The sequence below is a fragment of the Blautia sp. MSK.20.85 genome (assembly GCF_013317245.1).
In the GTDB taxonomy this organism is placed as follows: Bacteria; Bacillota; Clostridia; order Lachnospirales; family Lachnospiraceae; genus Blautia_A.
This window is the reverse complement of sequence record NZ_JAAIUN010000042.1, coordinates 1-24599: the sequence shown is the minus strand read 5'-3', so window position 1 is coordinate 24599 and position 24599 is coordinate 1. Positions and strand designations below refer to the sequence as shown.

Annotated in this window: 18 protein-coding genes; 15 read left to right on the top strand and 3 right to left on the bottom strand. The window is 46.4% G+C overall.

The window, feature by feature from the left end; genetic code table 11:
- The 8 genes from G5B12_RS15765 to G5B12_RS15730 all read left to right on the top strand — a co-directional run.
- A partial coding sequence (locus tag G5B12_RS15765; protein WP_173763115.1) for a BMC domain-containing protein occupies positions 1–185 on the top strand: 185 nt, incomplete at its 5' end.
- Positions 186–323: 138 nt separating this feature from the next.
- The gene (locus tag G5B12_RS15760) at positions 324–935 is read left to right on the top strand and encodes a phosphate propanoyltransferase (RefSeq protein WP_370816971.1); all 612 of its coding nucleotides are present in this window, start codon (positions 324–326) and stop codon (positions 933–935) included.
- A 69-nt stretch (positions 936–1004) separates the two neighbouring features.
- Complete coding sequence (locus G5B12_RS15755; RefSeq protein ID WP_015525950.1) at positions 1005–1271, top strand: EutN/CcmL family microcompartment protein; 267 nt, start codon at positions 1005–1007, stop codon at positions 1269–1271.
- A 4-nt stretch (positions 1272–1275) separates the two neighbouring features.
- On the top strand, positions 1276–2604 hold the full coding sequence (locus tag G5B12_RS15750) for a 4Fe-4S dicluster domain-containing protein (protein ID WP_021977480.1): 1329 nt from the start codon (positions 1276–1278) through the stop codon (positions 2602–2604).
- A gap of 16 nt (positions 2605–2620) precedes the next feature.
- Entirely contained in the window at positions 2621–3169 is a 549-nt protein-coding gene (locus tag G5B12_RS15745; RefSeq protein ID WP_015525948.1) for a BMC domain-containing protein, read from the top strand.
- Positions 3170–3241: 72 nt separating this feature from the next.
- Complete coding sequence (locus G5B12_RS15740) at positions 3242–4006, top strand: DeoR/GlpR family DNA-binding transcription regulator (protein WP_174088772.1); 765 nt, start codon at positions 3242–3244, stop codon at positions 4004–4006.
- A gap of 136 nt (positions 4007–4142) precedes the next feature.
- Positions 4143–5294: a 1-propanol dehydrogenase PduQ gene (locus G5B12_RS15735; RefSeq protein WP_021977478.1), complete on the top strand. Its 1152-nt coding sequence runs from the start codon at positions 4143–4145 to the stop codon at positions 5292–5294.
- Between the two features lie 513 nt (positions 5295–5807).
- Positions 5808–7007 (top strand): cob(I)yrinic acid a,c-diamide adenosyltransferase, encoded by a 1200-nt coding sequence (locus G5B12_RS15730; RefSeq protein WP_021977477.1) that lies wholly within the window; start codon positions 5808–5810, stop codon positions 7005–7007.
- A gap of 186 nt (positions 7008–7193) precedes the next feature.
- Here the strand turns inward: G5B12_RS15730 and G5B12_RS15725 are convergent, their stop codons facing one another.
- Positions 7194–7916 (bottom strand): hypothetical protein, encoded by a 723-nt coding sequence (locus G5B12_RS15725; protein WP_118062682.1) that lies wholly within the window; start codon positions 7914–7916, stop codon positions 7194–7196.
- Between the two features lie 236 nt (positions 7917–8152).
- On the opposite strand from G5B12_RS15725, the gene recQ reads away from it, so the two are divergent.
- Entirely contained in the window at positions 8153–9982 is a 1830-nt protein-coding gene (gene recQ, locus G5B12_RS15720) for a DNA helicase RecQ (RefSeq protein ID WP_174088770.1), read from the top strand.
- Positions 9983–10599: 617 nt separating this feature from the next.
- Here the strand turns inward: recQ and G5B12_RS15715 are convergent.
- Positions 10600–11448 carry an AraC family transcriptional regulator gene (locus tag G5B12_RS15715; RefSeq protein WP_021977473.1) on the bottom strand — a complete coding sequence of 283 codons (849 nt, stop codon included), beginning with the start codon at positions 11446–11448 and terminating at the stop codon, positions 10600–10602.
- 204 nt (positions 11449–11652) lie between these two features.
- On the opposite strand from G5B12_RS15715, the gene G5B12_RS15710 reads away from it, so the two are divergent.
- The 4 genes from G5B12_RS15710 (at position 11653) to G5B12_RS15695 (ending at position 18685) form a co-directional block, all read left to right on the top strand.
- Entirely contained in the window at positions 11653–13449 is a 1797-nt protein-coding gene (locus G5B12_RS15710; protein WP_174088768.1) for an L-fucose isomerase, read from the top strand.
- 157 nt (positions 13450–13606) lie between these two features.
- Positions 13607–14647, top strand: a complete 1041-nt coding sequence (locus G5B12_RS15705) for an aldo/keto reductase (RefSeq protein ID WP_118062679.1) — start codon at positions 13607–13609, stop codon at positions 14645–14647.
- Entirely contained in the window at positions 14644–15786 is a 1143-nt protein-coding gene (locus G5B12_RS15700) for an exonuclease SbcCD subunit D (RefSeq protein WP_174088766.1), read from the top strand. The genes G5B12_RS15705 and G5B12_RS15700 overlap by 4 nt, the downstream gene beginning before the upstream one ends.
- A gap of 1 nt (position 15787) precedes the next feature.
- Positions 15788–18685 (top strand): AAA family ATPase, encoded by a 2898-nt coding sequence (locus G5B12_RS15695; protein ID WP_174088764.1) that lies wholly within the window; start codon positions 15788–15790, stop codon positions 18683–18685.
- Positions 18686–18796: 111 nt separating this feature from the next.
- Here G5B12_RS15695 and G5B12_RS15690 read toward each other — a convergent pair whose 3' ends face one another.
- Positions 18797–20281: a DUF1846 domain-containing protein gene (locus tag G5B12_RS15690; RefSeq protein WP_118062677.1), complete on the bottom strand. Its 1485-nt coding sequence runs from the start codon at positions 20279–20281 to the stop codon at positions 18797–18799.
- A 174-nt stretch (positions 20282–20455) separates the two neighbouring features.
- Between G5B12_RS15690 and ftsH the strand changes: the two genes are divergently transcribed.
- Together ftsH and uvrC are read left to right on the top strand one after the other, a co-directional pair.
- Positions 20456–22591, top strand: a complete 2136-nt coding sequence (gene ftsH / locus G5B12_RS15685; protein WP_174088762.1) for an ATP-dependent zinc metalloprotease FtsH — start codon at positions 20456–20458, stop codon at positions 22589–22591.
- A gap of 71 nt (positions 22592–22662) precedes the next feature.
- The gene (gene uvrC / locus G5B12_RS15680; RefSeq protein ID WP_174088760.1) at positions 22663–24528 is read left to right on the top strand and encodes an excinuclease ABC subunit UvrC; all 1866 of its coding nucleotides are present in this window, start codon (positions 22663–22665) and stop codon (positions 24526–24528) included.
- Positions 24529–24599 lie beyond the last annotated feature (71 nt).

Sequence of the window (24599 nt, the reverse complement as noted above, 5' to 3'; positions counted from 1 at the left end):
TTGTAGGAACAGAGAAGATCGGTTCCGGTCTTGTAACTGTTATGGTTCGTGGAGATGTAGGAGCAGTTAAATCTGCAGTAGAGAGCGGAAGCGCAGCAGCATCCAGACTTGGAGAGCTTGTAGCTACACACGTAATCCCGAGACCTCATACAGATGTTGAGAAAATCCTTCCGGTTCTTAAATAATTTCAACTGATTCTTACTGATACGCACCGGCCGAAGGGCCATTAAGGCTTCTGGCCGGTGCTTTTCAGTTTTCAGTTATGAGACCGAAAGAAAGCAGGTGTACTCTTGGAAACGAATAATATTGAAATGATCACAAAAATGGTGATCGATGCGATCAACAAAAACGAAGACAAGGGCAATGGTTTTGTTGTACCTATCGGAGTTTCCGCAAGACATATTCACCTGACACAGGAGCATGTGGAGGCACTGTTCGGAGAAGGCTATCAGCTTACCAAGAAAAAAGATCTGATGGGCGGACAGTTTGCATCCAATGAAACAGTTACCATCGTAGGACTGAAGCTCCGTGCGATCGAGAATGTAAGAATCCTCGGACCTGTCCGCAGCAAATCTCAGGTTGAGGTTTCCGCAACAGATGCGATCAAGCTGGGAATGAAGGTTCCGGTACGTATGTCCGGTGACCTTGCCGGAAGCGCGCCGATCGCCATTGTCGGACCGAAAGGTGCTATTTATCTGAAAGAGGGATGTATTGTGGCCATGCGTCACATTCATATGGCTCCGAAGGATGCCCAGGCTGCGGGTGTACATGATGGTGATATTGTTTCTGTTAAAGCGGACAATGAGCGCGGAACAATCTTTAATCAGGTTAAGATCCGTGTAGATGACAGCTTTACACTGGAAATGCATATTGATACAGATGAAGCAAATGCAGCAAGAATTGCCACAGGCAATACAGTTACCATAATCAAATAATATTCCTCCTTTGGGGATGCCACTTTCTGGCATCCCTAACAGAGGATATGGAGAAAAACGGAGGCTCATATGATCGTAGGCAAAGTAGTTGGAAGCATTGTTTCCACACGAAAAAGTGAAAAACTGATAGGAAATAAATTCATGATTGTAGAGCCGGTGCATCATATGAAAGCCGAGCACAGCCAGATTGTTGCCATCGATATCATCGGTGCGGGAATCGGCGAGTATGTATTGGTGGCACAAGGAAGCGCAGCAAGAATAGGCTGCGGCGTAGAAACAGCACCGGTAGATGCCGCAATCGTCGGAATCGTAGATGACGGTGCAGGATTGGAGTAACGCCATGGATATCAAAGAATTACAGAAAATTATGCAGGAGAATGGTGTTGTCGGAGCAGGTGGTGCAGGTTTCCCTACATACATGAAACTGACAGATAAAGCGGATACCATTCTTATGAACTGTGCAGAGTGCGAACCATTACTGAAACTTCACAGACAGTTGTTGGAAAAGCACGCATATGAGATCATGAAAACATTCGATATGGTTGCGGAGACGGTAGGAGCTTCCCAGGCCATCATCGGAATCAAAAAATCTTATGTACAGACAATCAATGCCTTAAATCAGCATATCGAAGAATTCCCAAGGGTTAAGATCCATCTTCTGGATGAGGTTTATCCGATGGGTGATGAGGTTGTTCTTATTTATGAGGCAACCGGACGCGTGGTACGGCCAGGAGGACTGCCTATTGAGCAGGGAGTAGCCGTATTCAATGTAGAGACACTTTACAATGTATATCGCGCGGTAGAAGAACACAAACCGGTCACAAGCAAATATGTTTCCGTTGTTGCAGAGGTTGAGAACCCTGTTACAGTGAAAGTTCCGTTAGGATGTACACTGGAAGAGGTTGTTGCCCAGGCAGGCGGAACAACTGTGAAAGATCCAGTATATTTCGTAGGCGGCCCGATGATGGGACGTATCGGAAATGGTTCTGATCCGGTTACCAAAACAACGAACGCAATCCTGGTTCTTCCAAAGGACCATGTTATTGTCATGAAGAAGCAGCGGACTTCTTCCATAGATTTAAAGAGAGCAGCATCCATCTGCTGCCACTGCCACACATGTACAGATCTTTGCCCGAGACATAATCTGGGACATCCGATCGATCCGGCAATGTTCATGATGGCAGCATCAAACCAGGATTTCAGAAATGTAAATCCTTATATCAATTCTGCATTCTGCAGCTCCTGTGGTGTCTGCGAGATGTATGCGTGTCCGCAGAGCCTGGCTCCGAGAACACTGCTTGCAGATATGAAAGGCGGACTTCGTAAAGCCGGAATCAGACCACCTCAGGGTGTTCAGCCGAAACCGGTACAGGAGTCAAGAGAATACCGCAAGGTTCCTGAGGAGCGCCTGATGGCACGTCTGGGACTTACCAGATATGACAAGGATGCACCGCTTCAGGAAGAGCTTGTAAATGTATCCAAGGTAAAAGTTCTCTTAAGCCAGCATATTGGTGCACCGGCACAGGCAATCGTAAATGTAGGCGATATGGTAACAGAAGGTCAGATGATCGCACAGCCTGCACAGGGATTAAGTGTCGGAATCCATGCAACGATCAGCGGAAAAGTTACAGAAGTAACAGACCGCCATGTTGTAATTGCAAGAAATTAGAAAGGACGTGCACAAAATGAGTAGAGCAATCGGAATGATTGAGTTTAAAACCACACCAGCTGGTATCACTGCAGCAGATGCCATGGTTAAGACATCTGAAGTAGAGATCGTGGAGGCGCAGACAGTATGTCCGGGAAAATATATTGCAATTATCACCGGAGATTTAAGCGCAGTGAAAGCTGCTGTAGACACAGCAGTAACAACATACGAGGATAAATGCATTGACAGTTTTGTACTGGGCAATCCGCATGAGTCCATTTTCCCGGCAATCTACGGAACCACACAGGTTGAGGAGATCAGTGCGCTGGGAATCCTGGAGACCTACGATGCAGCATCTATCATCGAGGCAGCAGATCAGGCTGCAAAGACAGCAATCGTTGATCTGATCGAGCTTCGTATCGCAAAAGGTATGTGCGGTAAATCCTACATGCTTCTTACAGGTGAGGTTTCTGCAGTAGAGGCTTCCATTGAGAGAGCAAAAGAGCTGGTAGCTGAAAAAGGAATGTACATGGATTCCTCAGTAATCGCTCATCCGGACAAGAGAATGATCGATACGATCCTTTAATATTGTCTTTATATCTGAGGGATATCCTTTTGAAGGATATCCCTGCAATGACATCTGAAAAGGAGGCATCTTATGCTAGCGTTAGAGAGAAGAAATCTGATTCTCGAGAAATTACAGGAAGAGAAAAGGGTTGTTGTAAGTGAACTAAGCCAGCTTTACAATGTCTCAGAAGAAACTATCCGCCGTGATCTGGACAAGCTGGAAAAAGAAGGACTTGCCACAAAGAGTTATGGCGGTGCGGTGATCAATGAAGATGTCGGTATTGATTTACCATTTAATATTCGTAAAAACCAGAATGTACAGGGAAAGCAGAAAATGGCGGAGATTGCTGCTTCCATGGTGAATGACGGAGATCATATTTTTCTGGATGCCAGCACAACGGCAGTTTTTGTGGCCAAGGCACTGAAAGAAAAAGAACGTCTCACCGTTGTCACCAATTCCATGGAGATCCTTCTGGAGCTCTCTGATGTATCCGGATGGAATATTATTTCCACCGGCGGAGTGATGATGGAGGGGTATCTTGCCTTTCTTGGTGCCAGAACCGAAGAAGTGATCCGTTCTTACTATGTGGACAAGGTTATTTTTTCCTGTAAGGCATTAAACGAGGATATGGGGATCATGGAATCCAAAGAAGCCTTTGGAACAACAAAAAAGGCCATGATCAATTCCGGAAAGATGCGTATTCTGGTGGTAGACAGCACGAAATTTGATCAGACTGCTTTTTCCGTGGCAGGACAGCTGCGGGATGTTGAGATGGTTATCACAGACAAAAAACCATCTGAAAAGTGGCTGGATCATTTTAACAGGCATAAGATCGAATGCATCTACCCGAAATAGATTGAACATATATCGTGAAACGATCGTGTTCATGAGCATGCAGTGTATGCGGAATGCGGAGATCCGCTTTACTTTATCCGAACACAGGCAGAAAAAAGAGAACTGTGTTTCGGTATGACGAGAGGGAGCAGTTTCTATGAATACATTTGAAATGAAAACAGCCATCCATTTTGGAGCTGATGCCCTGGGAAGACTGAAAGATATTCCATACAAAAGAGTCCTTGTTGTCACAGATCCGTTTGTTGTAAAAAGCGGAATGATCGATATGATCACAAAACCGCTTCAGGCAGGTGGAAAAGAATTTGATATTTTCTGTGATGTTGTTCCGGATGCTCCGGTTGGAAAAATTGCCGAAGGAGTCAAAAAATTCCTTCAGTATCAGCCGGAAGCGATCGTTGCAGTAGGCGGTGGCTCTGCCATCGACTCCTCCAAGGCAATCCGTGAGTTTGCCCTGAAGATCAACAATTACGGAAAGGTTGGACTGGTTGCCATTCCTACAACAAGTGGTACAGGTTCCGAGGTTACTTCTTTTGCAGTTGTAAATGATACAGAGGCACATGTGAAATATCCGCTGATCTCAGACAGCCTGACAGCTGATGAGGCGATCCTGGATGCTGAACTTGTACGCAGTGTTCCACCTGCGATCACAGCAGATACAGGTATGGATGTTCTGACTCATGCCATTGAGTCTTATGTCAGCATCAATCACAATGAGTTTACTTCTGCACTTGCAGAGAAATCCATTGAGATCTGTGGTGTATATCTTTACCGTGCATATGTTGATGGTAATGATATGCATGCAAGACAGAAAATGCATGTAGCATCCTGTCTGGCAGGACTTTCCTTCAATGCAGCAGGTCTTGGAATTACTCACAGTATGGCTCATCAGCTGGGTGCTATTTTCCATATTCCTCACGGAAGAGCTAATGCGATGTTACTGCCGCATATTGTTGAATATAATGCAAATATCAACAAACGCAGCAGAAGTCAGAAAGAATATCTTCCGGCAGTAAAGAGATATTCCAATATTGCACATCTTCTTGGACTGAGCAATTATAACGAAGTTATGAGTGTCAGATCTCTTGTAAACTGGATTCAGTTTATGCAGAAAGAGATGAATATCCCGCTTACCATCGAAGAGATGAAGACGATCACACCGGATGCTTATTTTGCAGCGGTTGATAAGATGGCGGATATGGCACTTGCGGATGCTTGCACAGCGGCAAATCCGCGGGTACCGAAGAAAGAGGATATTATTAAGATTTATACTAAACTTTGGTCTTTTTGATAAAAGATGAAAACCGCAAAGGGGCCGCAAAGCCGCGGCCCCTCTGCACACCCCTCGGGCTTTTTTTAGAGTGCTTGACTGTGGCGGGCGGAAGGGTATTGACTTGTGCCTGTATGCTGCGATTGTTCCGGGTTGAACGTTGTGCCGATGGGGCGCCGTGGGCGCTTTGGATGTGTGACGTTGTTGGCAGGGGCTGGCGCGTTTGTGAACGCCGCGCTTGGTTTGCCGGGATGGTTGTGGTGTGTTACGTTTGCGTGGAATACGTGGGCGCGTTTGTGGACACTGTGCCTGGTTTGCCGGGATGATCGTGGTGTGTGTTACGTTTGCGTAATGAGTGGTTGTGCCTGGTTTGTCGGGATGATCGTGGTGTGTGTTACGTTTGTGTGAAATGCGTAGTTGCGCCTGGTTTGAACGGGATGATCGTGGTGTGGAATGCGTAGCAGGTCGAGGATTGTAAAATTGGTCTGATATGGGTTGGGTTATTTATCAGGAGTTTCTGGGAGGTTGAGCTGGATGGAGGTTTATACCGGGTATGGTGATAAGGGGATGACGGATCTTTCCCATACGAAGAATGTTTCAAAGTCGGATGATCGGATTTGTCTGATGGGGTCAGTTGAGGAGCTGATGAGTCATATTGGGCTTGTGCGGGTTCTGGTTGATGATGTGGATGTTGTCCGGATGCTGGAGAAGATCTCGGAGACTTTGAAGAAGATCATAGATGGGGTTTCTGATCCTTATAATCGGGAATTTAAGGTCAGCGAAGACAGGACGGAGCTTTTGGAGGAAGAGATTGGCCGGATGAAAGAAATTTTTTCCGGGGAGAAACTTCCAATCCTGCCGGGGGACTCCAGAGTTGCGGCTGAGGTTGATGTGACAAGAGCTGTGGCGCGGAGAGCTGAGAGAGAGCTTGCGCTTGTCAGCGTGAAGTTCGGATCGGATACCGGAGCCAAGAAATATATGAACCGGCTGTCAGATTATTTTTATGTGCTGGCAAGGTATGTGGATGTTGCGAAGATCAAAGAGAAGAAGGCAGAAGCTGCTGAAAGTGTTCAAGGTGCTGTGAGATCAGAAAATGCCGGGACAGAAATAGTTGAAAATACTGCAAATGTTGCGACGAATGCATCAGTGGCGAATGCAGGGGGACAGGATCCACAGCTGGCGCAGAAAAATGATGTACAGGCTTTTAATGTGCAAGATAAGACTGTGACAACAACAGCAGGAGGAAATACAGCGATGGCACAGAATGATAGTATGGCAGCAAATACAGCGATGATCCAGGAAGTGCTGAAGCGTATGGGAATCCAGGGACGTATCACACTGGATTCTGCCAAACGTCTCATCGAGAAGATTGAGCAGGAAGCCCTCAGAAGAAACAAGCCTTCCGTAATTGCGGTATGCACCCCGGACGGAAATCCGGTTGCGGTTCATGTGATGGACGGATCTTTTCTTGTAAGTTTCGATATGGCCGTAAAAAAGGCCTATACATCTGTTGCTGTGAAGATGTCCACCATGGAGCTTTCCAGACTGACACAGCCGGGTCAGACATTTTATGGCCTTGGAAAAATGAGCGATAATATCGTGATATTCGGAGGCGGTGTACCGCTGAAAGTCGGCGATACCATTATCGGCGGTCTTGGTATCAGCGGTGGTACCGGAGAAGAGGATAACAGCCTTGCAGAATATGGACTGCAGGTACTGAAAGAAGTGCTGTGAGATACAGAAAAGAAAAATCTATATACTTATAAATCGTAAAAAATCTGTAAAGACAGAGAGTCTTTGCAGATTTTTTTATGCCAGGTCAGGCGGATATTCGGGTCAAGCGGATATTCGCAATCCGCTTCGCTACTTGCTCTACACCAAATAACGGGTGATATTCTGGTAAATGGGAAGAGGACTGGCCTATTTCCAGCTGAGTTTCAGGCACTTGACGGAAATATCACTTTTTTCCGGAGCCTGGACCATATTCTGGATAAAATAGGTTTTCGTCATGGATTTTCCGGGCTTCAGATTCAGAGTCAGATTTCTGGTCCAGTACATCTGATCGTAGATACCGAAGCCTGTGGTAATTCGGATTTTTGCTGTTGTGATTGTTTTCGCGGAAGTATTGGTAAACTTCAGGGTGTAATAGGTTTTCATGTTATTCGGGCCATATTTGATACCGACAACACTGGTTTTCAGATTTTTGACAGTAGGTTTGGCAGCCAGTTTAGATACAGTAATGGTGATCCTGCGGCTGACGCCGTTTAATTTTGCGGTGACAACGGCAGTTCCTGCTTTTTTTGGGACCAGATAGCTTCCGGAAACTGCCAGAACAGATGGTCTGCTGGATTTTGCGCTTTTGATACTCAGGCTGGTGCCGCCCTTCAGAGTGATAAGGGAACGCATGGTAACTTTGTGACCGACCCACAGAGTGGTTTTGGAAGAACGGAAAGTTGCAGTTGCTTTTTTCGCAGCGGATGCTTTTGCGGCAGAGCTGTAAGATACTGCTTTCGAACAGAGTGCAGGTTTTGTGGTCATGGTTTCAACCTGGGCATGTACATCGCTGGGAATCTGAAACATGACGGCTGCAAAGAGCAGCAGGGAAAGAAGTACTTTCACAGTTTTTATTTTTCTTTTACACATGGCAAAACCTCCTTTTTCATATTCCGGACAGAGCCGGAGTGCCAGACTTTTTCTCTTATATCATTATAACAGGAGGTGCAGGAAAGGTTACTTTGTGATTTTTTTGTATCAATTGGTAATTTATCCGGAAATATGTTAAAATAAAACATTCGGAAAACAGCAGTTATCTGGTGTAAAGTTACACAGTGAATGCGGATACTTTTGTCCGCTTTGTGAAGAAAGGATCATGTCGATCTATGACGAAACAGGAAATTTTAAAGACCCACTTCGGGTATGATACTTTCAGAGAAGGGCAGGAGGCGGTGATCGATGCGCTTCTTGCAGAAAAAGATGTCCTGGCGGTAATGCCTACCGGGGCAGGAAAATCGATCTGTTATCAGGTACCGGCCCTGATGATGAAGGGAATCACCCTGGTGATCTCGCCGCTGATCTCACTTATGAAAGATCAGGTGCGGAGCCTGAACCAGGCAGGAATTTCAGCGGCATACCTAAACAGCTCCCTGACACAGGGACAGTATTTTACAGCTTTGCGTTACGCAAAAGCAGGACGTTACCCTATTATCTATGTGGCACCTGAGCGGCTTACCACCGATGCATTTCTGGATTTTGCTCAGAGTGCGGATATTTCCATGATCGCAGTGGATGAGGCACACTGTGTTTCCCAGTGGGGACAGGACTTCAGACCAAGTTATCTGAAGATCGCGGAGTTTGTGGCACAGCTTCCAAAGCGTCCGGTGATCAGCGCCTTTACAGCTACGGCAACCAAAGAGGTAAGAGAAGATATCGCGAGGCTTCTGGGGCTTCGGGATCCTTTTTGCACCACGACAGGATTCGACAGGGAGAATCTGTACTTTGCGGTAAAAACGCCGAAAGATAAATACAAGGAAGTACACGACTACATACTGGAGCATCCGGATGACAGCGGGATCATCTACTGTCTGACCAGAAAAATGGTGGAGGAGGTCTGCGGAAAACTGATCCGGGACGGTATCACTGCCACCAGATATCATGCAGGGCTCTCTGATGAGGAACGCCGGAACAACCAGGATGATTTTATCTATGACCGCTGTCATGTGATGGTAGCTACCAATGCATTTGGAATGGGAATCGACAAGTCTGATGTTCGGTACGTCATTCATTATAATATGCCAAAGAACATGGAGGGCTATTATCAGGAAGCTGGACGTGCAGGCCGTGACGGAGATCCTGCAGAATGTATTCTTCTCTACAGTGGGAAAGATGTGGTCACCAACCAGTATCTCATTGAGAGAGGGCAGGATAACCAGGAGCTGGATGCGGCAACCTGGCGTCTGGTGCGGGAACGGGATCAGGAGAGGCTGAAGCAGATGACTTTTTACTGTTTTACCCATGACTGCCTGCGTGAGTATATCCTGAAATATTTTGGCGAATACGGAAAAAGTTACTGTGGAAACTGTTTGAACTGCCAGACTGAGTTTGAGGAGCAGGATGTGACCCGGGAAGCCAGGGCCATGGTCCGGTGCGTGGAAAGCAGCGGGCAGAGATACGGTGTGAATGTGATACTGGATACTCTGCGTGGCGCATCCACGGCCAAGATCCGGCAGTACGATATGGATGGAAATCCGGAGTATGGAGCCTGTGCAAAGATCCCGGCGCACCGGCTGCGTCAGATCCTTAATTATCTGGTACTGCGGGAATATCTGCATCTGACCGATGACGGATATACCATTGTGAAACTCACCGCTTCTTCGAAATCGCTTCTGGAGGAGGATCATACCCTCACAATGAAAATGCCGAAAGAGCAGGAAACGAAGAAAAAAGAGAAACGGAGCAGGCTTCCCAAATCTGCGGTTGGTGAACTGTCTGAAGAGGATGAGCCACTTTTCCAGAAACTCCGCACGCTTCGTCTGGAGATCGCCAGAGAGGAAAAAATTCCTCCGTATATGGTCTTTTCCGACAAAACCCTCATCCATATGTGCATTCTGAAACCTGGAAGCGAGGAGGAAATGCTGAATGTGACAGGAGTCGGCAGGCACAAGTACGAAAAATACGGAAAAAGGTTTATCGATGCGGTGCAAAATCTGTAAGAAAGAGACATTTGCCGTCGTAAAATGAAGAGCGAAATGTTCTGAAATTTCTTGCATTTTAAAGAGGCATTTGTTAGAATAAGACAAGCAGGAAACGTCCGGCGGCCGTGGAGCAGCCGGATTGTTTTTTCCTGAGACATTTTTTCTGCTGCACGTTCAGGTGCGGTGTACAGGCATTTCGCAAGCAGAGTTCTATGCAGCCGTGGAATCCCTTCGAGTAGATGGACCGACCGTATGAGATATCCGTTGGTCAGAAGCAAGCAGTGAGGTGGATGATCGTATCCGCTTTTCATGAAGACATAATCTGGTGCTGGTCATGGAGTGAACAGTGATCAGGATCTTACACGATCTGCGTCGGCTTTTTTCATGCAGAAAATCTGCCCTGCCGGCTTTTTCTCATACAGAAGAGGAGCGTGTATTCAGAAAAGACATGAACATAGCCCGTCTGTGAAACGGGAATCCGTTCCGGCATGACAGTTCTTTGCCAGGCCGAAAAAGCTGTGTTTACATACAGACAGCAGATGCAAAGGAGAAATCACAGAAATAATAAAACAGCTTAATTTCTGAAAAAGCAGGATATCCACCATATGTGTGAGATCCTGCTTTTTGTCATAATTTCAGCGTCGCTTATATTTACCGGGGGTGATCCCCTTGTACTTTTTGAATGTGCGGATAAAATAGCTCAGGTCATTGAACCCGTTCCGGTATGCGATCTCTGTGATGGAGTCATCGGTGGTGGCCAGCTGGCAGCAGGCCTGTTCGATCCGCTGGCGGTTGAGATAATCCATAGGGGTCTGGTGGGTCATCTCGGAAAAGAACCGGCAGAAATACTTGGGAGACATGGAGACCGAAGCGGAAAGCTCCTGCAGGGTAATAGGGTTTGCATAGTTCTTTTCGATAAATTCCACCACCTGCTTCAGCTGGACGATACGTTTGTAATCACGTCTGGTTTTCCGCAGACTTTCCAGGTAGTAATGATTACCAAAAACCAATCCGAAAAAGTGGTAAAATTGTCCAAATACAACCAGCTCGTATCCTGGTTTCTTCTGCCAGAAAGAATCAAAAAGAGAGTTTACCGATCTCTGGATGTCCGGATGTTTTTCAGTAAAATGATGATAGATCAGAAGTTCCTGGTGGCTGATCTTCTGCATATATTCAGTACAGACGGAATTAAATTTCAGAAACATGTTCATGTCAAAAACAATGCACTGATAGATACAATCATGAGGAATTCCGGAATGCAGAACTCCGCTGTTGACAAAAATCACATCTCCGGCTTTGGCTGTAAAACTTTTTTCGTCTAAAGTGACGGTAAGTGTGCCCTGGAGTATCCGCATGATTTCACATTCCACATGCCAGTGGTAGGACATGACATAGCGGGGATGCGTACTGTCAATATGGTGAAACTCAAAAGGAAATTCGTAGGTTCCCCGAAGCCTGTCTTCATTTCTTCCAAGATCGTGCAAAATAAAACCCTTCTTTCATAAATTTTATAGATTTTTTAGGAACTTATATAAAAAAGTGAATATTGTACTGCTTTTTGCTATTATAACACAAGTAATTTACAAGATGCAATCGTATAATAAAAACATAGTTCGGACAGGAGTTGTCAGAACCTGAAAAAATGTAAGTTATAATAGTGAATATAAATCTAGGAGGTAATTGTTACTATGGCAAAGAGCAGATTAGTAGGCAGCTATCCGGTTATCGGTATCAGACCAACCATCGACGGACGTAGAGGAGCTCTTGATGTAAGAGGATCTCTGGAAGACCAGACCATGAACATGGCGAAATCCGCAGCAAAACTTTTCGAGGAGAACCTGAAATATTCAAACGGTGAGCCTGTAAAAGTTGTTATCGCTGATACAACTATCGGACGTGTTGGTGAGAGCGCTGCATGTGCTGATAAATTCCGTAAAGAGGGTGTAGATATCACTCTTACTGTTACACCATGCTGGTGCTACGGAGCTGAGACAATGGATATGGATCCACAGACAATCAAGGCTGTATGGGGATTCAACGGAACAGAGAGACCTGGTGCTGTATATCTGGCATCCGTTCTTGCTACACATGCACAGAAGGGCCTTCCGGCATTCGGTATCTACGGACATGACGTTCAGGAAGCTGACGACACATCCATTCCGGAAGACGTTAAAGAGAAACTGTTAAGATTCGGCCGTGCAGCAGTTGCAGCTGCATCCATGAGAGGTAAATCCTACCTGCAGATCGGTTCTGTAACAATGGGTATCGGCGGATCTATCATCGATTCTGATTTCATCGAGTCCTATCTCGGAATGAGAGTTGAGTCTGTTGATGAGGTAGAGATCATCCGTCGTATGACCGAGGGTATCTACGATCACGAAGAGTTTGAGAAAGCTCTCAAATGGGCAAAAGAAACCTGCAAGATCGGCTGGGACAAGAACCCGGAAGAGCTTCAGTTCTCACCAGAGAAGAAAGAAGAGCAGTTCGAGTTTGTTGTTAAGATGGCAGTTATCATCAAAGAGCTGATGAACGGCTGTGATAATCTTGCTCCGGAATTCTCCGAGGAAGCAATCGGACACAATGCTCTTGCAGCTGGATTCCAGGGCCAGAGACAGTGGACAGACTTCTATCCGAACGGTGACTTCGCAGAGGCTATGCTGAACACATCCTTCGACTGGAATGGCGCTCGTGAGCCGTACATCCTTGCTACAGAGAACGATGTTCTCAACGGACTTGGAATGCTGTTCATGAAACTTCTTACAGGACGTGCTCAGATCTTCGCTGATGTTCGTACATACTGGAGCCCGGAGGCAGTTAAGAAAGCTACAGGATATGACCTTGAGGGTGTTGCCAAAGAAGCTGGCGGATTCCTTCATCTGATCAACTCCGGTGCTGCTTGCCTGGATGCTAACGGACAGGCTAAAGAGGCTGACGGAACACCAGTTATGAAACAGTGGTGGGATGTTACAGAGGCAGACCAGAAAGCAATCATGGACAATACAGAGTGGTGTATGGCCGACAACGGATACTTCCGTGGAGGCGGATACTCCAGCCGTTATGAAACACGTGCTCAGATGCCTGCAACTATGATCCGTCTGAACCTTGTAAAAGGACTTGGACCGGTTCTTCAGATCGCAGAGGGATGGACAGTAGCCCTTCCGGAAGAAGTATCTGACAAGCTCTGGAAACGTACAGACTACACATGGCCATGTACATGGTTCGCTCCAAGATGCGATGGCAAAGAGGGACCGTTCAAAACAGCTTACGATGTAATGAACAACTGGGGTGCTAACCACGGTGCGATCTCCTACGGACACATCGGTGCAGACCTTATCACAATGTGCTCCATGCTGAGAATCCCGGTATCCATGCACAACGTTCCTGAGAAAGACATTTATCGTCCGGCAGCTTGGAATGCATTTGGTATGGACAAAGAGGGTGCAGATTTCCGTGCTTGCAAGAACTACGGACCACTCTACAAATAAATCATACGGTTAAGATAACAGATATCATATCCTCCGGCATATATATGCCGGGGGGTTTTTTATGTTATAATGTCCATAGATGCGGGAAACATACTGTTCGGACACAGGGAAAAAGTTATAATAGAAACAGATATAACGAATATGGGAGGTTACTGAAATGAAATATATACAGCTGAATGATACAGATCTGAATGTCAGCCGCATCTGCCTCGGAACAGCAGGATTTGGAGATAAAACAGATCAGGAAAAAAGTTTCGAAATCCTGGATGATTTTGTACGGGCAGGTGGAAATTTTATTGATACAGCCAATGTATACTGCAAGTGGCTGGAAGGACACGGAAACTGCAGTGAGCAGATCATAGGCAGATGGCTGAAAGCGCGGGGAGCCAGGGGGAAAGTGATCGTAGCTACCAAGGGCGCACATTATTCTTTTGAAAATCCGGGCCGTAGCAGAGTGAACCGGGAGGATATCCGTGCAGATCTGGATGAGAGCTTAAGGACTCTGGGAACAGAGGTGATCGATTTTTACTGGCTTCACAGAGATGATCCGGAAAAACCGGTGGAAGAGATCGTGGATATCCTGGAAGAAATGCAGAAAGAAGGCAGAATCCGATATTTCGGATTTTCCAATTACAGAACAGACAGACTGAAAGCGTTGGAACAGTGCCTGAAAGAACGGAAAAAAAGCGGCGTTACGGCAGTATCCAATCAGTGGAGCCTGGCAGGAATCAATCCGGGTGGAAATACCAATCCGGACCCTACACTTGTGGAGTTTTCCCGGGAGGAATACAGGTGGCACTGTGAGACAGGTGCGGCTTCCATTCCGTTTTCATCCACGGCAATGGGATTTTTCTCAAAACTTCAGAAAATGGGAGTTCCATATACGGATGAAGAGGTGGATGCATCCTGGATGCAGGAGAAAGAGTCACAGATTGCAGATCTTTCAGAAAGCATGAAGAAATCCTACTGGAATGAAACGAATCTTCGAACCTATCAGAAATTGTTAAAACTTCAGAAAGAAACAGGGGACAGCCTGCAGTCTTTGTCCCTGGCATATTTTTTCCATCAGCCGTTCCAGACAGTGCCGGTAACCGGTGTCAGCAGTCCGATACAGCTGAAAGATGTTCTTGCTGCCTGCGATATTGATCTTGAACCGGAGTTGTTTGGAGGCTGGGTGACAGCTGGAGGTGGTCTATGAAACTGATCCATTTATCGGATCTTCATCTTGGAAAGCGGGTAAATGAGTTTTCCATGGTGGAAGATCAGAAATATATCTTAAATGAAATCCTGAAGATCATTGATCAGGAATCACCGGATGGGATCCTTCTTGCAGGGGACCTTTATGACAGACCCGTTCCATCTGCGGAGGCAGTGCAGCTTTTTGATAGTTTTCTTACCAGACTTGCGCAGCGAAAGATTCCCGTTTTTGCTATCAGTGGAAATCATGACAGTGCAGAGAGAATCGCTTTTGGATCTCATATTATGAGTGACAGTGGAATATGTATGTCACCGGTATACGATGGAAAAACAGCAAAGTACTGTTTAAAGGACAGTTATGGAGAAGTGTGGATTCATCTTCTGCCATTTATCCGTCCTGCAACGGTCCGACATGCACTGGACGGGGAAGAAGACGTGGAAGATATCCGCACCTATCAGGAGGCGGTGCTGGCAGCGGTTAAGCATATGGAAATTGACAGAAGTCAGAGAAATGTACTGCTTGCCCATCAGTTTGTGGTTGGTGCAATGCAATGTGATTCTGAGGAAATTTCTGTGGGAGGAATCGACCAGATCGAGGCAGAAGTATTTCGGGATTTTGACTATGTAGCACTGGGACATATCCACAGTCCGCAGAATGTGGGAAGTCCGAAGATCCGATACTGCGGGACACCGCTGAAATATTCGTTTTCCGAGGCAGGCCAGCAGAAATCCGTGACGGTTGTGGAACTTGGAGAAAAAGGAAGCCCTGATGTACGTGAGATCCCTCTGACGCCGCTGCGTGATATGCGAAAACTGAAAGGTACTTATATGGAGCTGACTTCACAGTCCAATTATAAGGACACAAATACGGATGATTATGTGCAGATCACATTGACAGATGAGGAAGATATCGTGGACGGAATGCAGAAACTTCGTACCATTTATCCAAACCTTATGCGTCTGGATTATGATAACCGCCGTACACGTGAGAACCAGGAAATTGCCGGCACAGAGAGAACCACACAGAAATCAGAGATGGAATATTTCGAGGAATTTTTTGAGCTGCAGAACAATCAGCCGATGAATGAAGAGCAGCGGAAGTTTTCCGAAGAACTGATACGGAAGCTTCAGGAGGTGTAAAATGAGACCGGAAAAACTGACTATCAGCGCCTTCGGGCCCTATGCAGATAAAACAGAAATTGATTTTTCAAAACTTGGAGAAGGCGGACTTTATCTGATCACCGGGGACACCGGGGCAGGAAAAACCACGATCTTTGATGCGATCACCTTTGCACTGTACGGAAGAGCCAGTGGAGAAGTACGGGAATCTGCCATGTTCCGCAGCAAGTATGCAAAAGATTCCGCAGAAACATTTGTGGAACTTGTTTTTTCCTACCAGGGAAAAACTTATCAGGTGCGTCGGAGTCCGGAATATATGGCTCCGAAAAAAAGAGGCACAGGACTGACTTTACGAAAAGCAGAAGCACAGCTTATTTATCCGGATGAACGTCAGCCAGTGACAAAAGCAAAAGATGTGACTGCGGCGGTGGAGCAGCTTCTGGGACTGAGTTACGACCAGTTCACACAGATAGCGATGATCGCTCAGGGGGATTTTCAGAAATTATTGCTGGCAGGAACGGTACAGCGTGGCGAGATCTTCCGGCAGATTTTTCACACGGGGCTTTACCAGCAGATCCAGATGAGACTCCGGGATGCGGCTATTTCCCGATATAAAGATTACGATGAAATGCGCCGGAGTATCGCACAGTATCTGGATGGAGTGAGGTTTCAGACGGATGCAGGAACAGAAGCGGAGGAATTTTTAAGGCTCAGGAAATCGAAATTTGAAGGAAAGCTGGAACGGAGTCTTGAGCTCCTGAAGCTGTTTATTGACAGAGGAGAACGCCGGGAAAATGAACTTCGGAAACAGGAAGAGGAAGTGGACCGGGAAATCCTGACAATGGAAAAAATGCTGAATCTTTCCGCACAGAAACGAGGCCTGGAACAAAAAAGAAAGCTTGCCCGAGAACAGCTTGAGAAACTTCTTCCGGAACTTAAGAAAGCATCGGAAGAGGCGGAAAAATATAAAGATGCAGATCAGAGATGTGAGAAACTGGGACTTCTGATCCGGGAAAAACAGGAAAAGCTGAAGAAATACCAGGAGCTGGAGCAGCTGCAGAAAGAACGAATAGAGATTGAACGGCAGCTGGAAAACTGTAAGGTACAGCAGAAAAAGATCATCCGGCAGGAAGAACAGCAGCAGAAAGAAATGGAACAGCTGAAAACGGAACGGGAACAGCTGGGAAATTCTGAGCTGGATTTGCAGAAAGCGCTCACAGAAAAAGAAAAACAGACGCGGAGAAAGAAAGAACTGAACGGACTTATCGCTGAGATCCGGAGATTTCAAGGCCTTTATGATAAAACCAAAGAGCAGCAGAAAAAGTATCAGTCTGCTTGCAGAGATGCACAGCAGCAGAGAGAATATTATCAGCAGATATTCCATATTTTTCTGGATGCGCAGGCAGGCCTTCTGGCCCGGGAGCTTAAGGATGAAGTGCCCTGTCCTGTGTGTGGGTCCCTGAGTCATCCAAATCCCAGAATGCTTTCCAGAGAACAGACAGTTGATCAGAAAACACTGGATAACGAGAAACGTAAGCTGGACAAAATGGAAAAGGATTCTGTAGATCAAAGCCTGAAAGCAGGAAGTTTAAAGGAACAGAGCAATGCATCCTGGAGGCAGATCGTAGCCAGTGCAGAAGAGCTTCTGGAAGAGTTTCAGGAATTTCATAAGAAAAATAAAAGCGGGAACGGACAGACAGAGGATTTTATGACTGTGTGGAAACAGCTGACTTCTATGGTAAAAAGGGCACAGGAACAGTGCGAGGATCTTCTGGCGGAAAGTGAAAAAGAAATCCGGAAAGCCCAGGAAAATACAAAAAGAAAGAAAACAGTGGAAAAGTCCCTGGAGCGTCTTGAAAAGGAAAAAGAGGAGCTGCTTGAAAAAAAGAATTTCTTTGACAGAGAGCAGGCCGGCCTGAGGATGAAAGCATCCGAGAATCAGAAACAGCAGCAAAATATGGCAGACGAGATACGTCTTGTTGTGGAAGAACAGTCCGGTAAAACGGACAGTATAACCCAGGACACCTGGGAAGCCGGTAAAGAAAATCTGGAAAAAGAGATCAGGGAAAGACAGCAGGAGTACAGAAGCCTGAAGGAAAACAGCAGAAAGGCGCAAGAAACACTGCAGGGATTTCAGGCAGAAAAAGAAAGGATAGCTTCCTCCATAGAGACTTTTGAAGTGCAGCAAAAAGAGATCGGAGAAATTCCGGAAGCGGAGATCAGAGAACAGCGCGCACAGGCTTCTGAGCGGAAAAAAGATCTCGCAGAAGAAAGAAAAGAGCTCTTTTCCATTCAGAAAGGAAACCAGGATGTTTTTCAGAAAGTGCAGAAGCGCCGGGAGGAAATGACAACAGCGGAAAAGGAATATGCATGGATCAGGAATCTTTCTGATACAGCCAACGGAAAACTGAACGGAAAGGCAAAGATCGAGCTGGAGACTTATATCCAGATGGCATATTTTGACCGGATCCTGCGCAGAGCCAACCTCCGTCTTATGACGATGAGCAGCGGGCAGTATGAGCTGAAACGCCAGGAACAGAGTAAAAACCAGAAAGAAAAAGCAGGTCTTGACCTGAATGTTATCGACCATTATAACGGAACAGAACGAAGTGTAAAGACATTGTCCGGTGGAGAATCTTTCCAGGCTTCTCTGTCCCTTGCACTGGGGCTTTCTGATGAGATCCAGGCATCAGCAGGGGGAATCCGGCTGGACTCCATGTTTGTGGATGAGGGATTCGGTTCTCTGGATGAAGAATCACTGGAACAGGCGCTGAAAGCGTTGGCAGGACTTGCAGACGGAAAACGTCTGGTGGGAATTATTTCCCATGTTTCCGAACTGAAAGAACGCATTGATAATAAGATCATTGTCACAAAACAGTGTAACGGAGAAAATATGGGAAGCAGTATCCGAATACAGTAACTGCAGAAACAAGATAAGAAAGAAGATAAAAAAAGCTCTGACCGGGATAATGTGTATCGTCCCGGTCGGAGCTTTTGACGTATATCTGGTCAGATCGATGATATCCAAAGATCAGTCTTTCTGATATTTTTTCTTCTGTTCAGCCTTGGCTTCGCAGGTAAGCTCAATGCCAAGTTTACGGAAGCTGATCACATCCACATCAGAGAGCATTACGGAAGTATGGGCCTGGCAGCCACGGAGATTCGGGATCTGCTCCAGGGCAAGGCGTGCGGCATCACTGGTTGCGGCACTCATGGACAGGGCGATCAGGATCTCATCAATGTGAAGACGTGGGTTTTTGCTTCCGAGATATTTGGTCTTCAGCTGCTGGATCGGATGGATGGCATCAGGAGAGATCACATGCTGCTCATGGTCAACTCCAGCCAGTTCTTTCAGGGCATTCAGAAGGAGAGCTGCAGATGCACCGAGAAGATCGGAAGTTTTTCCACATACGATTCTGCCGTCCGGAAGTTCCATTGCTGCAGCAGGGCCATTGGTTTCTTTCTCTTTTTCGAGGGCAGCAGGTACAACCTTTCGGTCTGTGATCTCTGCGTGAGCCTGCTGAAGGAGCAGTTCGATCTTGCGTACTTCATTCTCTGTACCGGAACCGGAAACTAGAGCGTCCATGCTCTTGTAATAGCGGCGGATGATCTCCTGACGGGAAGCTTCCTGGCATACTTCATCATCAATGATACAGTTGCCTGCCATGTTAACACCCATATCTGTCGGAGATTTGTACGGGCAGCTGCCCATGATCTTCTCAAACATAGCCTGTACAACAGGGAAAACCTCTACATCACGGTTATAGTTAACAGTAGTCTTGCCGTAAGCTTCCAGATGGAACGGATCGATCATGTTGACATCATTCAGATCTGCAGTAGCAGCTTCATAAGCAAGGTTTACCGGATGTTTCAGCGGGAGGTTCCAGATCGGGAAGGTCTCGAATTTTGCATAGCCGGCTTTTACGCCACGTTTATATTCATGATAGAGCTGAGAAAGGCAGGTTGCCATCTTTCCGCTTCCAGGTCCTGGTGCTGTGATGACAACGAGAGGTCTGGTAGTTTCGATATAATCATTCTTTCCGTAGCCTTCATCACTTACAATAAAGGAGGTGTTGCTTGGATATCCCGGGATCAGGTAAAGCTTGTAAACACGGATTCCCAGCTTCTCCAGACGTTTCTTGAAGAGATCGGCACTTTCCTGGCCGGAGTACTGCGTGATGCATACACTTCCTACATACAGGCCACGGCTTGTAAACTCATCCATAAGACGGAGCACGTCTTCGTCATAGGTAATGCCAAGGTCGCCGCGCACTTTATTCTTGTCAATGTCATTGGCACTGATAACAATAACGATCTCCGCCTGATCAGAAAGCTGCATCAGCATGCGGAGTTTGCTGTCCGGTTCAAAACCCGGAAGAACACGGGATGCATGGTAGTCGTCAAACAGTTTGCCGCCGAATTCAAGATAAAGTTTGTTGCCGAACTGACCGATCCTTTCACGGATATGTTCTGACTGCATTTTCAGATATTTGTCATTATCAAAACCTATTTTCATTTGTCTGATTTCCTCTCCTCTTTAATTTTCCAAATCACTGGGAACAGTATACTACAATTTAATGTTCACTGGCAATATCCCATGAGGTGTTTTTTACAGGTATTTTTACAATCTCACGGTTGATTTATACGGTTTTTCTCTTTATAATAAAGAAATGACAAGAGGAGGAAAAAAATGAATAATCAACTGAATAATGATCAGGACGGGAAGCGACCTGATAACAAAGATCCCAGGCAGGGGTCAGGTAAGAATCATCAGTCGATTCTGGCTTTTCTGATATGCCTCCTGGTCACACTGGTGTGTTTTGCGTTGTTTACCAACATGCTGAAGGATAACAGCAGTGAGATCTCCTATGATAAATTTATCGATATGGTGGATAAGGACCAGGTTAAGGAAGTAACGATCCAGTCCAATACATTGACGATCGTACCCAAGAAGCAGAATTCCAAGTACGAGGATATGAGCTATTACACGACGAAGACTGAGGACAGCACAGCGCTGACTAAGCGGCTGGAAGGCAGGGGAATCAAGTTTGAGACAGATCCGCCGGATGCGTTTGGCGAGTTCATTGCGATGATCTTAAGCGTGGTTCTTCCGACACTGCTTCTTTTTGGTCTTCTGATGTTCTCCATGCGGCGCATGAATAAAGGCGGCGGGATCATGGGTATGGGCGTTGGCAAGAGTAAAGCCAAGGCTTATGTGCAGAAAGAGACGGGAGTTACCTTTAAGGATGTGGCCGGTCAGGATGAAGCCAAGGAATCTCTGCAGGAAGTTGTGGATTTCCTTCATAACCCCGGAAAATACACAGCCATCGGAGCCAAACTGCCGAAAGGTGCCCTTCTTGTAGGCCCTCCAGGAACCGGTAAGACACTGCTTGCAAAGGCAGTTGCCGGTGAGGCACAGGTGCCGTTCTTCTCCCTTTCCGGATCGGAGTTTGTGGAGATGTTTGTAGGTGTGGGGGCATCCCGTGTCCGTGACCTTTTTGAGGAAGCCAAGAAGAATGCACCGTGTATCGTATTTATTGATGAGATCGATGCCATCGGTAAGAGCCGTGATTCCCGCTATGGCGGCGGAAATGACGAGCGTGAGCAGACACTGAACCAGCTCCTTGCGGAGATGGACGGTTTTGACACTTCCAAGGGTCTTCTGATCCTTGCTGCTACCAACAGACCGGAAGTTCTTGATCCGGCGCTTCTCCGCCCGGGACGTTTTGACAGACGTGTGATCGTTGACAGGCCGGATCTTAAGGGGCGTGTGGATATCCTGAAGGTACATGCCAAGAATGTGCTTCTGGATGAGACAGTTGACTTTGAGGCAATTGCCCTTGCAACTTCCGGTGCGGTAGGTTCGGATCTTGCCAATATGATCAATGAAGCTGCGATCCTTGCGGTCAAGAAGGGACGTAAGGCAGTCTGCCAGAAAGATCTGGAGGAGTCCGTAGAGGTAGTTCTTGTTGGTAAAGAGAAGAAAGACCGTATCTTAAGCAAGCAGGAACGCAGGATCGTATCTTATCACGAGGTCGGCCATGCGCTGGTAAATGCTCTTCAGAAAGATGCGGAGCCTGTACAGAAGATCACCATTGTACCCCGCACCATGGGAGCACTTGGTTACGTTATGCAGGTACCTGAGGAAGAAAAATATCTCAATACCAAGAAAGAGCTGGAAGCTATGCTGGTAGGCTATCTTGGCGGACGTGCCGCAGAGGAGATCGTATTTGATACAGTTACCACGGGTGCTGCCAATGATATTGAGCAGGCTACCAAGGTGGCCAGAGCCATGATCACACAGTACGGTATGTCTGAGAAATTCGGACTGATGGGACTGGCAACACAGGAAGATCAGTACTTAAGCGGAAGAGCAGTCTTAAACTGTGGCGATGATACCGCAACAGAGATCGACCATGAAGTTATGAAACTTCTCCATCATTCTTATGAGGAGGCCAAGAGGATTCTTGGAAGCCACAGAAAAGAGATGGATAAGATCGCGGAATATCTCATTCGTAAGGAAACCATCACCGGCAAGGAATTTATGAAGATCCTCCGTGCGGTGCAGCAGGGAATGGACATCCCGGAGAATCTGGATGATCTGGTCCTTTCCGAAGATGAAAAAGAAGTGTCCAATAAACAGGACACTGTGAAAAATGCGGAAGATGTCACAACAGTGGAAACAGAAGCAGCCAAGCTCAGACCTGAGATGTCAGGGCAGAACCTGATAGAGGTTCCACAGACACCGGAGAAAACAGAAGAAACTGTTCAGGCGACAGATACCGATCATACAGAAACAGAAGAAAAGCCGGGATCACAGGCATAAAACAGATCATCGGAAAACCGGGAGAAATCCCGGTTTTCTTATTACCGTAATGGTAAAACAGGAGAATAATTATGTTCATAATCGAGGAAGAATTAAAAAAACTTCCGGCAAAACCGGGAGTTTACATCATGCATGGTGAGAAAGATGAGATCATCTATGTGGGAAAAGCCATCAGCCTGAAAAACCGTGTGCGCCAGTATTTCCAGAGCAGCCGTAACAAAGGGGCGAAGATTGAAAGAATGGTTATGCACATAACCAGGTTTGAGTACATTATTACGGACTCTGAGCTGGAAGCTCTTGTGCTGGAGTGTAATCTGATCAAAGAGCACCGTCCCAAATATAATACTATGCTCAAGGATGATAAGAGTTATCCATTTATCAAGGTGACTGTCAATGAACCATACCCGAGAGTACTTTTTGCCAGAAGAATGAAAAAAGATAAGGCCAGATATTTTGGACCTTATACCAGCGGCGGGGCGGTAAAAGATGTGATCGAGCTGGTGCGGAAACTGTATCAGGTACGTTCCTGCAATCGTAATCTTCCAAGAGATACGGGAAAGGACCGCCCCTGCCTGTACTATCATATGAAGCAGTGCAAGGCACCCTGTCAGGGCTATATCAGTCAGGAAGAATACAGGAAAAACATCAATAAAGTGATCAAATTTCTGAACGGAGATTTTCAGGATACGATCAGTGAACTGATGGAAAAAATGCAGAAAGCTTCAGAGGAAATGCGCTATGAGGATGCCATGGAATACCGTGACCTGATCCGCAGTATCGAAAAGATCGGGGAACGCCAGAAGATCACGGGCTACGGACAGGAGGACCGTGACATCATTGCAGTGGCCATGGATGAGAGCGAAGACCTCCGTGACCAGGATGCCGTTGTGCAGGTGTTTTTTATCCGGGATGGCAAGCTGATCGGCAGGGATCATTTTTATCTCCGGGTGGCAAAAGGTGATACAAAATCTCAGGTTCTTTCCAGTTTCCTGAAACAGTTTTACGCAGGTACTCCGTTTATCCCCTCTGAGATCATGCTTCAGAGTGAGATCGAGGATGCGGAAATTATCGAAGAGTGGCTGACAACAAGGCGGAAGCAGAAAGTGCATATCCGTGTTCCAAAGAAAGGTACCAAGGAAAAACTGGTGGAGCTTGCGCTGGAAAATGCCCGTATGGTTCTCTCAAAGGACAGAGAGAGGATTAAAAGAGAAGAAGGCCGTACGATCGGTGCTGTTCACGAAGTGGAGGAATGGCTGGGCCTGAAAAATGTGGTGCGGATGGAAGCTTACGATATTTCCAACATCAGTGGTTTTGAGTCAGTAGGTTCCATGGTCGTTTACGAAAAAGGCCGTCCGAAGCGCAGTGATTACCGCAAGTTCAAGATCAAATGGGTGCAGGGACCGAACGATTATGCCAGTATGGAAGAGGTATTAACCCGAAGATTTACCCATGAGAGTAACGGAGAATTTGACAGTTTTGCAAGACTGCCGGATCTGATATTGATGGATGGTGGAAGAGGTCAGGTGAATATTGCATTGAAAGTGCTGAATGATCTGGGAATCCGTATTCCGGTCTGCGGTATGGTGAAGGATGATCATCACAGGACCAGAGGTCTGTATTTTAATAATGTGGAAATTCCCATTGATACATCCAGTGAAGGTTTCCGTCTGATCACCAGGATACAGGATGAAGCACACCGCTTTGCCATTGAGTACCATCGTTCTCTCAGAAGTAAGGAACAGGTCCATTCCATTCTGGATGATATTCCCGGAATCGGTGACACCAGGAGGAAAGCACTTCTCCGTAAATTCAAATCTGTGGAAAACATCCGTGATGCTTCGGAAGAAGAACTTGCACAGACAGAGAGCATGAACGCGGGAAGCGCCCGTCAGGTCTATGAATTTTTTCATAAATCCTCACGACAAACGCATGAGTAAATAAATTGTGAACACACCCCTTTTCTAGTAAAATAAAAGAAAAAGGGGTGTTATTTATGCAGGAATTATTA

Excerpts from the sequence above, each read along its gene's own strand:
- G5B12_RS15725 (WP_118062682.1), bottom strand. The coding sequence starts at position 7,916 with ATGTGTAAAAGAAAAATAAAAACTGTGAAAGTACTTCTTTCCCTGCTG.
- G5B12_RS15740 (WP_174088772.1), top strand. The coding sequence starts at position 3,242 with ATGCTAGCGTTAGAGAGAAGAAATCTGATTCTCGAGAAATTACAGGAA.
- G5B12_RS15750 (WP_021977480.1), top strand. The coding sequence starts at position 1,276 with ATGGATATCAAAGAATTACAGAAAATTATGCAGGAGAATGGTGTTGTC.
- uvrC (WP_174088760.1), top strand. The coding sequence starts at position 22,663 with ATGTTCATAATCGAGGAAGAATTAAAAAAACTTCCGGCAAAACCGGGA.
- G5B12_RS15735 (WP_021977478.1), top strand. The coding sequence starts at position 4,143 with ATGAATACATTTGAAATGAAAACAGCCATCCATTTTGGAGCTGATGCC.
- G5B12_RS15730 (WP_021977477.1), top strand. The coding sequence starts at position 5,808 with ATGGAGGTTTATACCGGGTATGGTGATAAGGGGATGACGGATCTTTCC.
- G5B12_RS15695 (WP_174088764.1), top strand. The coding sequence starts at position 15,788 with ATGAGACCGGAAAAACTGACTATCAGCGCCTTCGGGCCCTATGCAGAT.
- G5B12_RS15705 (WP_118062679.1), top strand. The coding sequence starts at position 13,607 with ATGAAATATATACAGCTGAATGATACAGATCTGAATGTCAGCCGCATC.
- ftsH (WP_174088762.1), top strand. The coding sequence starts at position 20,456 with ATGAATAATCAACTGAATAATGATCAGGACGGGAAGCGACCTGATAAC.
- G5B12_RS15700 (WP_174088766.1), top strand. The coding sequence starts at position 14,644 with ATGAAACTGATCCATTTATCGGATCTTCATCTTGGAAAGCGGGTAAAT.
- G5B12_RS15690 (WP_118062677.1), bottom strand. The coding sequence starts at position 20,281 with ATGAAAATAGGTTTTGATAATGACAAATATCTGAAAATGCAGTCAGAA.
- recQ (WP_174088770.1), top strand. The coding sequence starts at position 8,153 with ATGACGAAACAGGAAATTTTAAAGACCCACTTCGGGTATGATACTTTC.
- G5B12_RS15745 (WP_015525948.1), top strand. The coding sequence starts at position 2,621 with ATGAGTAGAGCAATCGGAATGATTGAGTTTAAAACCACACCAGCTGGT.
- G5B12_RS15755 (WP_015525950.1), top strand. The coding sequence starts at position 1,005 with ATGATCGTAGGCAAAGTAGTTGGAAGCATTGTTTCCACACGAAAAAGT.
- G5B12_RS15710 (WP_174088768.1), top strand. The coding sequence starts at position 11,653 with ATGGCAAAGAGCAGATTAGTAGGCAGCTATCCGGTTATCGGTATCAGA.
- G5B12_RS15760 (WP_370816971.1), top strand. The coding sequence starts at position 324 with ATGGTGATCGATGCGATCAACAAAAACGAAGACAAGGGCAATGGTTTT.